This window comes from Campylobacter sp. 19-13652, from assembly GCF_019702925.1.
In the GTDB taxonomy this organism is placed as follows: domain Bacteria; phylum Campylobacterota; class Campylobacteria; order Campylobacterales; family Campylobacteraceae; genus Campylobacter_A.
The window spans coordinates 921100-935354 of record NZ_AP024713.1; the positions used below are offsets into that span (position 1 = coordinate 921100).

The 14255-nt window shown below is 40.5% G+C and carries 13 protein-coding genes and 1 tRNA gene; 1 reads left to right on the plus strand and 13 read right to left on the minus strand.

All coding sequences use genetic code 11. The annotated features are described in order from the left end of the window. Positions 1-155: 155 nt before the first annotated feature. On the plus strand, positions 156-1838 hold the full coding sequence (locus LBC_RS04510) for a hypothetical protein (RefSeq protein ID WP_221252966.1): 1683 nt from the start codon (positions 156-158) through the stop codon (positions 1836-1838). Positions 1839-1880: 42 nt separating this feature from the next. Here the strand turns inward: LBC_RS04510 and LBC_RS04515 are convergent, their stop codons facing one another. The 13 genes from LBC_RS04515 to LBC_RS04575 form a co-directional block, all read right to left on the minus strand. Then, positions 1881-3047 carry a pyridoxal phosphate-dependent aminotransferase gene (locus LBC_RS04515; RefSeq protein ID WP_221252967.1) on the minus strand — a complete coding sequence of 389 codons (1167 nt, stop codon included), beginning with the start codon at positions 3045-3047 and terminating at the stop codon, positions 1881-1883. A gap of 88 nt (positions 3048-3135) precedes the next feature. Further along, positions 3136-4971, minus strand: coding sequence for a biosynthetic arginine decarboxylase (gene speA, locus LBC_RS04520; protein WP_221252970.1), 1836 nt, complete (start codon positions 4969-4971; stop codon positions 3136-3138). After that, positions 4964-6205, minus strand: a complete 1242-nt coding sequence (hisS, locus tag LBC_RS04525; protein WP_221252971.1) for a histidine--tRNA ligase — start codon at positions 6203-6205, stop codon at positions 4964-4966. Before hisS ends, speA begins: the two co-directional genes overlap by 8 nt. Beyond that, the gene (gene tmk / locus LBC_RS04530; RefSeq protein ID WP_221252973.1) at positions 6202-6783 is read right to left on the minus strand and encodes a dTMP kinase; all 582 of its coding nucleotides are present in this window, start codon (positions 6781-6783) and stop codon (positions 6202-6204) included. Before tmk ends, hisS begins: the two co-directional genes overlap by 4 nt. Beyond that, positions 6780-7262 carry a pantetheine-phosphate adenylyltransferase gene (coaD, locus tag LBC_RS04535; protein WP_221252974.1) on the minus strand — a complete coding sequence of 161 codons (483 nt, stop codon included), beginning with the start codon at positions 7260-7262 and terminating at the stop codon, positions 6780-6782. Before coaD ends, tmk begins: the two co-directional genes overlap by 4 nt. After that, positions 7263-7844, minus strand: a complete 582-nt coding sequence (locus tag LBC_RS04540) for a UbiX family flavin prenyltransferase (protein ID WP_221252975.1) — start codon at positions 7842-7844, stop codon at positions 7263-7265. Then, positions 7841-8272 (minus strand): flagellar basal body P-ring formation chaperone FlgA, encoded by a 432-nt coding sequence (gene flgA / locus LBC_RS04545; RefSeq protein ID WP_221252976.1) that lies wholly within the window; start codon positions 8270-8272, stop codon positions 7841-7843. Before flgA ends, LBC_RS04540 begins: the two co-directional genes overlap by 4 nt. Before the next feature lie 446 nt (positions 8273-8718). Continuing rightward, positions 8719-8793 (minus strand) — tRNA-Gly (locus tag LBC_RS04550). A 46-nt stretch (positions 8794-8839) separates the two neighbouring features. Further along, the gene (locus tag LBC_RS04555; protein WP_221252977.1) at positions 8840-10027 is read right to left on the minus strand and encodes a molybdopterin molybdotransferase MoeA; all 1188 of its coding nucleotides are present in this window, start codon (positions 10025-10027) and stop codon (positions 8840-8842) included. Continuing rightward, positions 10024-11289: a UDP-N-acetylglucosamine 1-carboxyvinyltransferase gene (gene murA / locus LBC_RS04560; RefSeq protein ID WP_221252978.1), complete on the minus strand. Its 1266-nt coding sequence runs from the start codon at positions 11287-11289 to the stop codon at positions 10024-10026. The genes LBC_RS04555 and murA overlap by 4 nt, the downstream gene beginning before the upstream one ends. Before the next feature lie 161 nt (positions 11290-11450). Next, positions 11451-12095 carry a lactate utilization protein C gene (locus tag LBC_RS04565; protein WP_221252979.1) on the minus strand — a complete coding sequence of 215 codons (645 nt, stop codon included), beginning with the start codon at positions 12093-12095 and terminating at the stop codon, positions 11451-11453. Continuing rightward, the gene (locus tag LBC_RS04570; RefSeq protein ID WP_221252981.1) at positions 12088-13515 is read right to left on the minus strand and encodes a LutB/LldF family L-lactate oxidation iron-sulfur protein; all 1428 of its coding nucleotides are present in this window, start codon (positions 13513-13515) and stop codon (positions 12088-12090) included. The genes LBC_RS04565 and LBC_RS04570 overlap by 8 nt, the downstream gene beginning before the upstream one ends. Then, complete coding sequence (locus tag LBC_RS04575) at positions 13512-14252, minus strand: (Fe-S)-binding protein (protein WP_221252983.1); 741 nt, start codon at positions 14250-14252, stop codon at positions 13512-13514. Before LBC_RS04575 ends, LBC_RS04570 begins: the two co-directional genes overlap by 4 nt. Positions 14253-14255 lie beyond the last annotated feature (3 nt).

Consider the following 14255-nt stretch of genomic DNA (forward strand, 5'->3'; position numbering starts at 1 on the left):
AGTATTTCACTTATCGCCTAAAGATTAATTTTTGGCTATATCTTCTTTTTAGTTGCGTTATACTATCAATTTTCAAAAATAATTAAATTTAAGCAATTTGTTTTTTTTTTTTTTTGTAAAATGCGCTTGACATTTTTAATTATAAAGGAGTTATTATGAATATAAACTATGACACACTTGCTGATATTGGAATATGGGCAGTAAGGAGAGATTCTGGTGATTATGTATCAGATATTAGCAGAAGTGATTTCCTAAGAATAGGAGATATAATTGCGGGCAAAAAATTTAGTGCTTCACTTAAAGAAATGTTTGAAGCCACAAAAGAAGCTGGAGTAATTGTTTTTGCTTCAGAATTGTTAAAAAATTCAATACTAGAATCTCTTAGTCCAGAACAAATAAGAACAGAATTATCAAATGCTACTGGTATAAATTTAAATGAACAAATAAAAAGTGGACAAAGTAAAGCAAACTACGCCGCAAAGCTAGCCTATAAAGCAATTACTGGAGAAGAGTTAACAAGAGATATTATTGATAACGCATTAAGTAAATATCCAAAAATTGTAAGCAATGGCTTCTTTCAAGATTATTTATCATTACCAGATAATTTAAAAGAGCTATATTATGCCACCACCCTCCCAGAACTACCAACACAAGAATTTACTCCATTAGATCAAACAGATGTATCAAAGTTATATGTAGGCATATTTGGTAGAGCAAGTGAAGGAAGTGGCAATAAAGGATGGATAACATTCTCATCTGCTAATAAAGCAGATATGGCAAAAGTAGCTGATACTATGTTAGAAACTGATGCAGCTAGAACATACTTTGGAAATACACTAAATGATAACTTTGAGATGATTAAGTTTTTCTATGAGAATGTATTTAATAAAACCTACTCAGATGCTTCAAAAGGTATGGAACTTGACAAAGATGGTATAGATGCTTGGGTTAATGAATTAAATAATGGAAAAAGCAAAGGTCATGTAATATCTGAGATATTAAAGACTGCTAGTTTGCCAGAACTAGCTCATCTAGATGCAGCTAAGTTATTTAATAATAAAGTGGTCCTTTCAAATAAAATAGCTGATAGTGTTGAAAGTGCTGATGTAAATAACCTTACTCCATTTGTAAATATTCTAAAGAGTGTACAGCCAGATACAAATGCAAGTGATATAAGTCAATTAATTAGTAATATGGGGTTAGTAGAAACTAATATTACTCAAACTGGTAGTTGGAGCATAGACGGTGATACACTAAATATATCTGAATCATTTGCTGGAGTAATTGAAGTAGATAAATTTCCAAAGCATATTGTAATAGGTGGGAAGGATATAACTGAAGATATAAATATCAATACCAATGAAGAGATTGTAAAAACTATTAATTATTATATTCCTAAAATTATAAAATTAGAGAGAGATAGTATTAGCGAATTGGAAGGCATGGCGAGCTTTTTAGATCAGCTAAGCGATGAAGAGAGCAGGGAATATGAAAAGAAATTTACAATAGATGGTTATTATAAAGTACTTGATATATTTAAAGAAAATAATACGGCAAACTTTAATAGCTCTAAGATAAATAAACTTGCTTTTGCTGGAAGTGCTACTGATGATTTTGGTAAATTTGCGCTTTATATAGAAAGAGATGGATATGTAAGCGATGGTGGTTATGGCTACTCAGAAACTGGGGATATTTTAATAGAGAGAAAACATATGGCAGTTTTTGAAACAGAACAAGATCAAGATTGGTTTATAGAAACCCTTGAAGCAGTTTATAAAACCAATAATGTTAAAGAGCAATATAATATGATTTTGGACGCTTTTAATTTTGGTGCTTAATAAATTTTTTTGGTGTATCAAAAGAATACACCAAAAATTAAATCAGTACCCCCTAACAAATTCCGCTATTCGTGCTATTCCTGTTTCTATGCTATTCATATCAGTAGCAAAGCTCATTCTAAAATATCCATCCATTCCAAAGCCAACCCCTGGTACAGTTGCGACTTGTGCTTTTTCTAGCATTGCATCGCAGAATTTCATACTATCAGGCTCTATGTCCTTACAATTTACAAACAGATAAAATGCTCCAGCAGGACTAGAAACGCTTAAGCCATCAATCTTGTTTATTAGCTCTACTGCGCGGTTTCTGCGCTTTAAAAACTCAGCCTTCATCATCGCAATGTCAGCGTCTGCTTCGCCTAAAAGCACTGGTACAGCCCCAGCTTGTACAAGTGAGCTTATGTTACTAGTGCTTTGGCTTTGTAGCCTTTTTATTGCCTTTGCTAGGCTTTCATCTGGGATTGCCATATAGCCAAAGCGCCAGCCAGGCATAGCTCCGCACTTGCTTAAGCCATTTATAGTAACTGTTCTAGCATACATATCATCGCTTATGCTAGCTGCACTTACAAACTCTCCATCAAAAACTAGCTTTTCATACATTTCATCGCTACTTATGATTATGTCTGTTCCTTTTAGCACTTCGGCTATCGCCTCTAGTTCAGCTTTTGTGTATACGGCGCCAGTTGGGTTTGTTGGGTGGTTTAGGCTTAGAATTTTTGTGCGCGGAGTTATCGCTTTTTCGATCTGTTCGGCTGTGATTTTAAAGCCACTTTTGTCGTCTGCTTCGACAAATACACTCACGCCACCACTATATTTTACCATTTCTGGATAGCTCACCCAGTAAGGTGAGGGGATTATAACCTCATCGCCTGGATTAAGCACTGCTTGAAAGAGGTTAAAAAGCGCATGCTTTGCACCTACTGTCGTGATGATTTGACTTGTGGCGTATTTAAGATTATTGTCTCGTTCTAGCTTTGTAGCGACAGCTTTTAAAACCTCATTTGTGCCTGGTACTGGGGTATATTTGGCGCAGCCTTTATTCATTGCGGCCATAACGGCGTCTTTGACTATTTGCGGGGTGTCAAAATCAGGCTCGCCTGCACTAAAGCTAATGACGTCAACTCCAGCCTCTCTTAGCTGTTTTGCTTTGGCTGTTATGGCTATGGTTAGGCTCTCGCTTAGGGTGCTTATCCTTTGGCTGATTTGCATTTGTGTCCTTTAGTTGGATTTTTATTATTTTATCAAATTTTAGGCTAAATTTATAATAAATTTAGCCATTGTTTATATTTTAGTCGCTTTACTGTATCGTTTTTAAATAACTGTTGTCGTTTAAGAATAGATAAAGCTCGCCTAGAATTTGCTTTTTTTGCGTCTCGTTTATTAGCGTGCTTTTTTCCAGTCTTTCGTTTAGAGTGTCTTGGATTTCATAGATATCATAGTCTAAATCCTCCATTATATCCAGTATAGACTGGCTTTCTAGTAGGTGAGCTATCTCGTAGCCACTTTCTGTGATTTCTATGGTAGCTTCGGTTGGGTGAGTGAATAGATTGTGTTTCATTCCAAGCACCTCCTGATACGCCCCCACTAGGAAAAATCCCAAAAAGTACTCTTCCTTTTCCAAATCCACATCGTGTAAAAATAGCGGATTTGTGTCCGCATTATAGGCTATTTCTCCGTCGCTATCGCAGGTAATATCCCACAGGCTGGCTGCTAGAGTAGCTGGTTCGTTTAGTTTATCAAGTGGCATTATAGGAAAGTTCTGCTTTAGCCCCCAAAAATCTGGCAGGCTTTGAAACATAGAAAAATTTATCAAATACCGCTCTTGTACCTGTTTTTGAATTTTAAGTAGCTCATACGAGTTCGCTTTGCTACCTAGCATCGCAAGTGCCTTTTTGCCCACTAGATAGACTAGTACTTCGGCGTTTGAGCGGTCTTGCAAGTCCACATAGCCTAGGTCAAAAAGCGTTAGCACGCTCTCAAGATGATGAAGTGCGTCGTGCAGATACTCCATTGCATTGCTTGGTTTTATGTTTGCATGCAGGTCTACAAGCTCTGTGATAAGCTGTGGGTTTTTTTTCTTTAAATTTAGCTTGTCCTCGCTATACTCTTGGCTAAAAAGCTCGAGCACGGGCGCTATTAGCACAGCGTGGCTTGCGCTTACGAAGCGTCCGCTTTCGATGAAAATATCTGGTTCTGGCTCAGATTTTTGCGTGGCTATGGTTTTAAGCAGATATACGACGTCGTTTGCGTACTCGTTTAGGGTGTAGTTTCGGTTTACGACCTCTTTAAACTGACTATACTCTATCGCAAGTCCGCCTCCAAGATTTATCGCTTTTAAATTTACCGCGCCCATTTTTCTTAGCTCTGCGTAGATGTTACCAGCTTCGACCAAGGCCTTTTTAAGTGGCTGGATTTCGGTGATTTGGCTGCCGATGTGAAAGTGTATCATCGTAAATTGCTCGATTAAGCCAGCTTTTTTAAGCAAATTTATCGCTTCAATTAGCTCTGTGGCGGTTAGCCCAAATTTAGAGTGTATGCCGCCGCTTTTTGCCCAGATGCCGCTACCTGCGCTGTGTAGGCGTATGCGTAGGCCGATATTTGGCTTTGGTGCAAAGCGTTCCTTTGCCGTGCTAATAATCGCTTCAAGCTCGCCAAGTCCCTCTATAGTAAGCGTGATATTATGCCCCATTTCAGCAGCGATAAAGCCTATGTTGATTAGCTCCTTGTCTTTAAAGCCATTTACCGTTATGGGTGCGCCGTCGTTATTGTGCGCCATTGCTAGCAGTAGCTCAGCCTTACTGCCAGCTTCTAGCCCGTAGTTGTAGGGCTTGCCTAGGCGGACAATGTTTTTGACAAAGCCTGGATATTGATTTACCTTTAGCGGATAGACGGCGTTAAATTTACCCTCGTAGCCAAACTCCTTTTTTGCCTTGTTAAAGCTGGTATAAATTTGAGATATTTGCTTTTTTATTAGGTGCGGAAAACGCAGTAGTAGCGGACCTCTATAGCCTTGATTTCTTATGTCTTTTACTATGTCAATTATCGCTGGTGTGCTGTCGCTATTTATGCAGATTTTACCGCTTTCTATCTTGAAATTTCCATCGCCCCATATACTAAGTCCATAATCATTCATCGCAAAACTCCTGTACTAAAGTATCAAATTTAATCCGTCGCTCATCGCCATTTATTAGATTTTTTACCCAAGCCTGTTCGCTTCTAGCTTCATCCTCGCCTATGATTAGAGCGTATTTAAAGCCGCCATTATTTGCAGCTTGTAGGTGCTTTGCTAGCTTGCGTGGCTCGTAGCAAGATACAGCCTTTACACTTTTTCGTAGGCGGTTTGCAAGGCTAAATGCAAGAGGGATAAATTCATCATCAAGCGAGCCTACATACACACCATTTGGCATTGTAGATGTTTCTTGCTTTAGCGCCATTATTGCCATAAGGCGTTCTATACCCATGGCAAAGCCCACGCCATAACTAGCCCTGCCGCCTAGGTACTCCACAAGTCTATCGTAGCGTCCTCCGCCAGTTACCGCACTTTGGGCGCCTATCTCATCGCTTACAAACTCAAACGCCGTCTTGCAGTAATAATCAAGCCCTCGTACAAGCCTCGCGTCTAGCTCATACTCCACGCCATTTTGGCGCAAAATATCCTGCAAAAGCGCAAAATCAGTGCGCGCCTCATCACCTAGGCTGTCTGTGATAAGCGGTGCATTTGCGTAGATTATCTGGCAGCTTTCGTTTTTGCAATCAAGCACGCGGATGGGATTAGTCTGCTTGCGGCGCTTGCAGTCCTCGCAGATATGCGCGTCGTTTGCGTCTAAAAAGCTAATTAGCCTTTTTTTATACTCTGCCATGTCGCTGGCTGTGCCTAGGGAGTTTAGCTTTAGAGTAGTTTTTATTTCAAGGCTTTTTAGAATTTCATAAGCCATTGTGATGATGTTTGCGTCCTCGTATACGCTACCCTCGCCAAAACATTCCACGCCAAACTGATGAAACTCTCTAAGTCGCCCTTTTTGCGGGCGTTCGTATCGAAACATGCTCCCAGCATAGCACCATCGATGTACGCCGCCAGCACGGTCTAGCTTTGCCTCTATAAATGCGCGCACGACCCCAGCCGTACCCTCAGGGCGCAAGCATACGTCATTTCCGCCTTTATCCTCAAACTGATACATCTCTTTGCCCACTATATCGCTACTCTCGCCCACGCTTCGGCGAAATAGCGAAGTTGCCTCAAGGTGCGGAGTATGGATACTTTCATAGCCATATTTGGCTGCGATTTTGGTGCAGGTTTTGATTACTTTTTCATAAAGTATGCTAGTGGGTGGCAGTAAATCTTTCATGCCTCTAAGTGCTGTTATCATAGCTTTTCCTTTATAAATTTAATTATTTTTTTATTTATGCTTTCCGCTGGTTCGCTTGCGTCTATTGTTATATAGGGTAGGGCGAGCGCTTGTGTGGCTAGGAGCATGTTTTTTTGAATTTGCATTAGATATTCTAGCCCTCTGCTTTCTATTGCGTCTATGCACCCTCTATTTGCCAGCCTAGTGGCTAAAAGCTCTTTATTGGCAAGCAAAAGCACCACAATATCAGGTAGATTATCACCTAAGGCTAGGCGATTTAGCTCGATTAGTTTTTCAAGGCTTAGTTTATTCATCGCATATGCTATGCCTGAGATTAGTCCTCTATCGCTTAAGATTAGCTTGTCTTTATGCGCAGATAAAATTTCCTTTGCATGCTGAGCTCGATCAGCTAAAAACAAAAACATCTCAGCCGTACTATCAAGCCTAAACTCTCCTCCTAAAAGCATATCCCTAAGCCGCTCTCCTAAAGCCGTTGCGCCTGGTTCTTTTGTGATTATGACGTCTTTAAATTTATTAGCGCTTAGAGATATTTGTGTGCTTTTGCCTACGCCGTCAATACCCTCAAAAAGCACTATCATGCCTGCACCTCTTGCGTGCTAAGTAGTGGCAAAATCGCTTCTGGGACTAGTTTGCTAGCATCGCCTTGGTGGGTGATTATGTTTCTTACTATGGTGCTTGAGATGAAGGCGTTTTTTAAATTTGGCATGAGGTAAATCGTCTCTAGCTCATCCCAAAGGCTTGCATTTGTGTAGCCAATCTGTAGCTCATACTCAAAATCACTTACCGCTCTAAGCCCTCGCACACAGACATTTATGCCAGCTTCTTTTGCAAAATCTACGAGTAAATTTTCAAAGCCAACTACCCTAACACCCTTTAAATGTGCGCATGCAAGCTTAGCCATTTCTATACGCTTATTTAGGCTGTAAAGCGGCTTTTTGCCAGCACTTACTGCCACGGCTACGACCACTTTTCCAAAGAGATTGACCGCTCTTTCAATTATATCCATATGACCGTTTGTAATAGGATCAAAAGTCCCAGGATAGATGCACTCTTTCATTTAATTTTCCTCTTGCCATCTTTTATAAATTTGATTTTTTACCCCAGCTAGATCAAGCCACCGCCCAGCGATAAAGTCCGCATTAGGGCTTTTGCTGTATGTTTGCGCAAGTGGCGGTGCGATTATGGCGCCTAACTCACTAAGGGTGCAAAGCTGGCGTAATAAAAGCGTAGACAGCGGCATTTCGCGCACTCCTAGTACTAGCGGCTTTCGCTCTTTTAGAGCTACTGCGGCTGTGCGAGTTATTAGCGTATCGCTAAAGCCAGCGTAAATTTTTGCAATCGTATTTGCTGAAGCTGGCGCAATGATAAAAGCATCCGTGCCGTAGCTTCCACTGCTTACAGCAGCCGCTAGATCTCGCTCATCATGGATGATTGCACCATTTTGCTCTAAAATCTCGATAGCTTCATTTAAGCTTGAGGTGTTTAATAAATTTAAAGCATTTTTTTCATTTTCTATTACAGATTTTGCGCCGCTGCTTATACAAACGTGTGTTTTTGCCTTGCATTTTAGGGCACAAAATGCCGTATAAAGCCCAAAAATCGCACCGCTAGCACCAGTTATACCTATAAAAATTTTCACTGCAATATAGCCTTTTTGGCTGAGATTATGCTCGCTTTAAAAATTTTATGCTCTTTGTTTTCTACTTTTATTATATCGCCCAAATTTCCGCCCTCAAGTGCACGTACTGGTATACTAAGACTCACACCATCCTCTGTAATAAGCCCCTCAAGAGTGCTTCCTTTTTTTACAAGGCTTGAGTTTGTGATAAATTGATAGTTTAGTATCTCAGATGGTTTGATTGCGCGCTTTGCTATGATTTTTGAGTTTGGAAAGTGCGTGAGAGTGCCTGGTTTAAATTTATCAAAATCAATTCTCGTGCTTTTTGTTTGAAGTGGGTTTATGAGGCTTTTTGATGCTATGGGCGCAGTGGCTATAAGGGCTGGCATGGTTGCTTTAAAAGCGTAAGAAAAGCCTATAATCTTTTGTTCTGCACTATCATTTTGCAATATCGCTCTAAAGCCACCTGTGCTAAGTTTTGCCTGATTTAGCAGGATTTGTGCTAGATGGTAGCTAGAAAAGTCTTTTGGCAGTTTTGTGGCTGGAGAGATTGTGATATTTGTGATGTCGATGCCGTCAAATCGCAGGCTAAGCTCATAAAGTAGTGAGGCTTGAATTTGATCGAATAAGCCGCAGTTTTTTATAAATGAGATATGTGAAAATCCGTTTGGCGTAAAGCTTTTAAAGTGTGATTTTAGTATGGAATTTAGCTCACTTGATTTTATTTTAGCTGCTTTATTTGCACCTAGATTTAATATCTCCTCGTCCTCGCCAAAAAAGCCTAAGGTAGATAAGGTTATACTACTGTCTAAAATGCAATAAACTGGTTTAATTCTAACTTTATCATCTGCATTTAGGAATGTGAAAAAAAATATTGAAATTAAAAAAGTAAGAATGGAGCGGGAAACGAGATTCGAACTCGCGACCCCAACCTTGGCAAGGTTGTGCTCTACCCCTGAGCTATTCCCGCAATTGTCAAATTGAAGTCGGCATTTTAGCAATTTTTGCTCCATTTGTCAAGAGATTTTATAAATTTTTTTTACAGACCCTGCTAAAATTTCGTTTTCATCGTAGTCTGTAAAGATTATAGCATTTGAGTTTGCAAGAGGGGTTATGCTCCCTGAGCTATATTTTCCGCCATTTAATGGAATAAATTCTCCATTTTTTACATTGCCAAGTATGGTATTTGTGCGACCGCTATTAAATTTTAAGCTCTCTCTTACTACTGCCATTTGCGTATTTTGTGGTGCAAAAAGTGGTAAAATGAGCGCAAATGCTGTAATAAACGCAGCCATAGGATTGCCTGGTAGTATAAAAACCAGCCTTTTTTCATCTTGCTTAAAGTACGCTTTTACAGGCTTTCCAGGGCGTATTTTTACGTGGCTAAATATCTCTTTAAATTTAAGCTCACCCAAAGCTTTTGCCATAAAATCAGCCTCTCCAGCACTCGCACCGCCGCTTATAATAAGCACATCAATTTTAGCTTCAAGCGCTCTTTTTACGGCATTTATATCATCTTTTATAATGCCTAGATAGCTGCTTTTTACTCCAGCGCTAGCTAGTAAGGCAGCTACGCCGGCACTGTTTGCATTATAAATTTCCTCATCGTCTGCGCTTTGCCATGGCTCTTTTAGCTCATTTCCGCTTGAATATATGCCTACACTTGGGGCTTTTTTGACTAGGACGCGTGAGATGCCCTGAGCGGCTAATAGCATTATTTGCGCTGGATTAAGTCTAGTGCCAGAGTTTAAAATTTTATCATTTTTTACTATTTCTTCGGCTTTTTTTCTATATCCGTCGTTTGGTTTTGGGATTTTTGCAGCTAGGACGTATTCGCCTATTTGGGCATTTTGGATGGAGTTTTCTTTATCTTTTATAATCGCATCTTCAAATTTTAACACACAATCAGCACCCACTGGCATTTTTGCACCAGTCATTATTTTGATACACTCGCCGTCATTTATGCGTGTTTGCCTTCGCTCTCCAGCGTAGATTACGTCCACTACTCTTACTGTACCTTTTTCTAAGTCGGCTCTTTTTGCCGCATAGCCATCAAGAGCTGAGTTATCAAAGCTAGGAGCATTTTTGTTAGCTATTATATCCTCTGCCAGCTCTTTATTTAGGGCGTTTTCTATCGGAACTATTTCGCTTTTTAAATTTAGACTTATGCTTTTTAGGGCTATTAGCGCGTCATCTAGCTTCACTCTGATAGCCTTTTTATGCTAGCTCCTAGCGATGTTAATTTACCCACTATGTCCTCATAGCCTCTATCTAGATGATAAATTCTATGCACTCTACTTGTGCCATTTGCTACAAGGGCTGCTAAAATTAAAGCAGAGCTAGCCCTAAGATCAGTAGCCATCACGTCTGCTCCAGCCAGCTCCTTGCCTCCATACACGCTAGCTATGTGTCCGTTAAGCCTTATATCAGCACCCATGCGAGCTAGCTCGCCCACGTGCATAAAGCGGTTTTCAAACAGTCGCTCATCTATCACGCTTACGCCATTTGCCACGAGGCAAAGAGCCATAAACTGCGCTTGCACGTCAGTGGCAAAGCCTGGATATTCAGTTGTGATAATCTCACATGGCTTTATCTCTTTGGCGGGAAAAATCGTTACGCTATCTTGCGCGATTTTAGTACTAAAGCCCATTTGCTCTAGCTTATCAAGTGTGGCTATTATATGCTCTGGTGTGCAGTTTGTTATTGTTATTTCGCTATTTGTAATAGCTCCAGCACATAGGTATGTACCTGCTTCTATGCGATCTGGTATTACACTTATTTCTTTTAGGTTTAAAAGCTCACCCTTGTTGCCTTTTACTATTATTTTATCAGTACCTATGCCTTCAATCTCTACTCCAGCTAGAGCTAAAACTTCACAGAGCTGAACTACTTCTGGCTCTTTTGCAACGTTTATAATTTCGCTTGTACCATGGGCTAGTGCGGCTGCCATTATGATATTTTCGCTACCTGTTACTGTAATTTTGTCAAAGACTATCCTAGCACCCTGTAGCCCATTTGGCGCTGTGGCTACCACATAGCCATCTTTTATCTGTATCTGCGCTCCCATTTTTTCAAGGGCTAGAAGGTGTAAATCTATAGGACGCTGTCCTATGGCACATCCTCCAGGCAGACTTACTTCACAGTGCCCAAAACGTGCCAAAAGTGGACCTAGCGTGAGTATAGAGGCACGCATTTTCCGTACTATATCATAGGTTGCTTTTGTTGAGTTTACAGTGCTTGTATTGATAGTTAGGCTATTTTTATCTAGTTTTTTGCAAGATGCACCTAGGTTTTGCAGTAGCTTACAAAGTGTGGCAATATCGGCTACGTCTGGGACGTTTTTTAGCGTAACTGGTGTGCGTGAGAGCAGGGTGGCGGCTATTAGTGGTAGGGCTGAGTTTTTGGCTCCGCTAATGCTTACGCTACCGCTTAGACGCGCTCCACCTTCAATCTCGAGATAGTCCATTTTGACACCTTTTTAAAAATTTAACTGCTAATTATATAAAAAGATAAGTAAAACAAAGCTTTTTATGGTCTAAAAATTTGTTTTTTAAATTTATCAAAGCTTTAAATTTAAAATAAGATAGAGTGTTGTAAAAATCAGCTTGGGGCAAGATGCCCCAGCTTTTAATATGTTACGCAGTATGCGATTTGTGAGCCGTGTACGCCGATGATTGTTTGAAGTTCGATGTCGGCTGTACGAGATGGCCCTGTGATAAATATCGTATTTGTCGGCAAGCGTCCGCCGTTTTGTGCTTTTAGATTATGCAAGGCTTCGCTTAGGCTGTTTACGATATTTTCTTTTTTGACTAGCATTATGCAGATTTTTGGGCTTAGGCTCATTAGCCTTGGCTGATCTGGAGAGCTAGCTACGCAACAAGTACCATGGCTTGCAACTGCATATTTTGTCTGGACTATTGAGACGTCAAAAGTGAAAATGTCTTTTTTAAATTCCTCAATAGGCTTGTCGAATTTAAACTTTTTCTCGATATTTAGCGCACTTGCGTCAAATGGTAACTGCTCATTTGAGTAAATTAGGTGCTTTGCGCCTTCTTTGGCTAAGATAGCGTTTATATCATCTACTAGCTTATCTTCGCTACTTTCTACTAAAATCGAGCGATTCTCGACTATGCGAGTTGTAAATTCTTTATACAAATCGTGGCTTGGATCCTCTTTTATGTACTTAACAGGGTCAGCAGTAGGGACTTCATCAATCATCTGCATACTATGCTTTCCAGCCCGTATGCGCTGTAAAATTTGTTCTTTACTCATAAATCACCCCTTCCATTTTTGAAACTGCATCATAAGTATTAAAGTTAAACGGCGGTAAATCTTTATACTCAAACCATAGTTTAAGCACTGGGATATTTTTGCCTTGGCTTTGAATTAGGCTGTTAAATAGTCTTGCGCTAGTCATAGCTGTGCGCCACATCCATCCATTTGTAGCTACCATAGTAAAGCCTTTAAAGCCAAGTCTTTCTATCTCGCTATGCTCTATTTTATCGGCTCCATAAGGAGGATTTGTACCGTCGCCTACTTTATCGCGGCGTAGTTTGCGGATTAGATCAGCTAGTGGGATCTCGACTGGACATACCTCAGAACAGCGTCCGCAAAGCGAACAAAGCGTAACAACGTCACCATTTACGTCCATACCAAAGATTTGTGGGCTGATGACCTCGCCGATAGGCCCTGGGTAGACTGACTGATAGCTGTGTCCTGAAATTTTATCATACACAGGGCAGAAATTCATACACGCCCCACAGCGGATACAGCGAAGTGCCTCGTAATAATCCTCGTGCGCTAGCATATTTGTGCGGTGATTGTCAAATAATATTATGTGGCACTCAGTTGGGCCGTCTAGCTCACCCTCGCGGCGTGGGCCAGCGATAATGTTATTATAGTTTGCGATAAACTGACCTGTGGCTGATGGAGTTAAAAGTCCTACAAGAGTAGAGGCGTCTTCAACGGTATCTACTATCTTTTCTATGCCGCATATGCTTACAAGTGTATCAGGCATTGTAGTACTCATCCTGCCGTTGCCCTCATTTTCAACTAGCCAAATGGCACCTTCTTCGGCTATAGCAAAGTTTGCGCCACAAATACCCATAGAGCCTGTTTTAAAATGCTCTCTCATGTAATCACGTGCGATCGCATTTAGCTTTTCTGGCTCATTTTCAAGCGGAGCGCCTAGCTTGTTGTGGAATATTTCGCCCACTTGATAGCGGTTTTTATGGATAGCTGGCACGACGATATGTACTGGCTTTTCATCAACTAGCTGGATTATTACCTCGCCTAGGTCAGTCTCAAGAGCCTTTAGACCTTTGTGCTCTAAGTAATGATTTAGCCCAACTTCCTCAGATGCCATTGTCTTTTGCTTGATAACTTTGTCTACATTTTTTTCTTTCATAAGCTTATAGACTATCTCGCAGACATCCTCGCCTGTATTTGCCCAGTGGACTTTCCAGCCATTTTTGGTGGCGTTTTCTTCAAATTTTAAAAGTCTCTCATCAAGGCGATAGAGGCTATTGTTTTTAGCATGCTTTGCACTATCTCTTTGGTCTTGCCAGTTTTGGAATTTACTATCTATTACCTTGGCTCTATTGCTTTGGAGCAAGTGCATGGCATTTGCTAGATTGTCTCTTAGTTGTTTGTCATTTAGGCTTAAGTTGACTATTTTTTCATGATGGTTCATAGCGCCTCTCCTTGAATTCGTTTAAGCAAGAAATCATAAAGGTGTACTAGTTTTACGTCAGCATTGTGGCGTTTTAGTGTGCCGTAAATGTTTAGCATACAACCACCATCTGCGCTTACTATGTATTTGCATCCTGTATCTATGATGTCTTTTACTTTTTCCATTGCCATTGCGTTTGCGATTTCAGGCTCTTTAACCGAAAATGTACCACCAAAACCGCAGCACTCCTCTTCGTATTTAAGTGGTACTAGCTCGACGTTTGATAGTCTTTTTATTAAATTCTTAGAGCTGTCTATGCTGTGAGCGACGCGTAGGGCGTGGCAGTTAGTGTGCCAAGTGATTTTTACTGGCTCACCTTTGTCTTCGTATTTTACATCTAGAACCTTGTCTAAGTATACGCCAAGCTCTACTATGCGTGAGCTAAATTCTTTTATCTTTGCTTCGTCCTTGTCTCCGTGAAATAGCTCAAGATAATCGTGAGCCATTACGCCAGCACAAGAGCCGCTAGGCACTAAGATAGGATAGTCGCCTTTGAATAAGTCAGCGTTATAAAGAGCTATCTTTTTGCTCTCGTTAAAATAGCCTGTGTTATAACTAGGTTGTCCGCAACAGGTTTGATCTTTTTTATAGATCACCTCTATACCTTCTCTTTGAAGTAGCTTTATTGCGCTTACCAAAGTCCTGCCCATAGTGGCAGAACCGAGGCAAGTAGCAAAAAGATATACTCTTTTACTCATTAT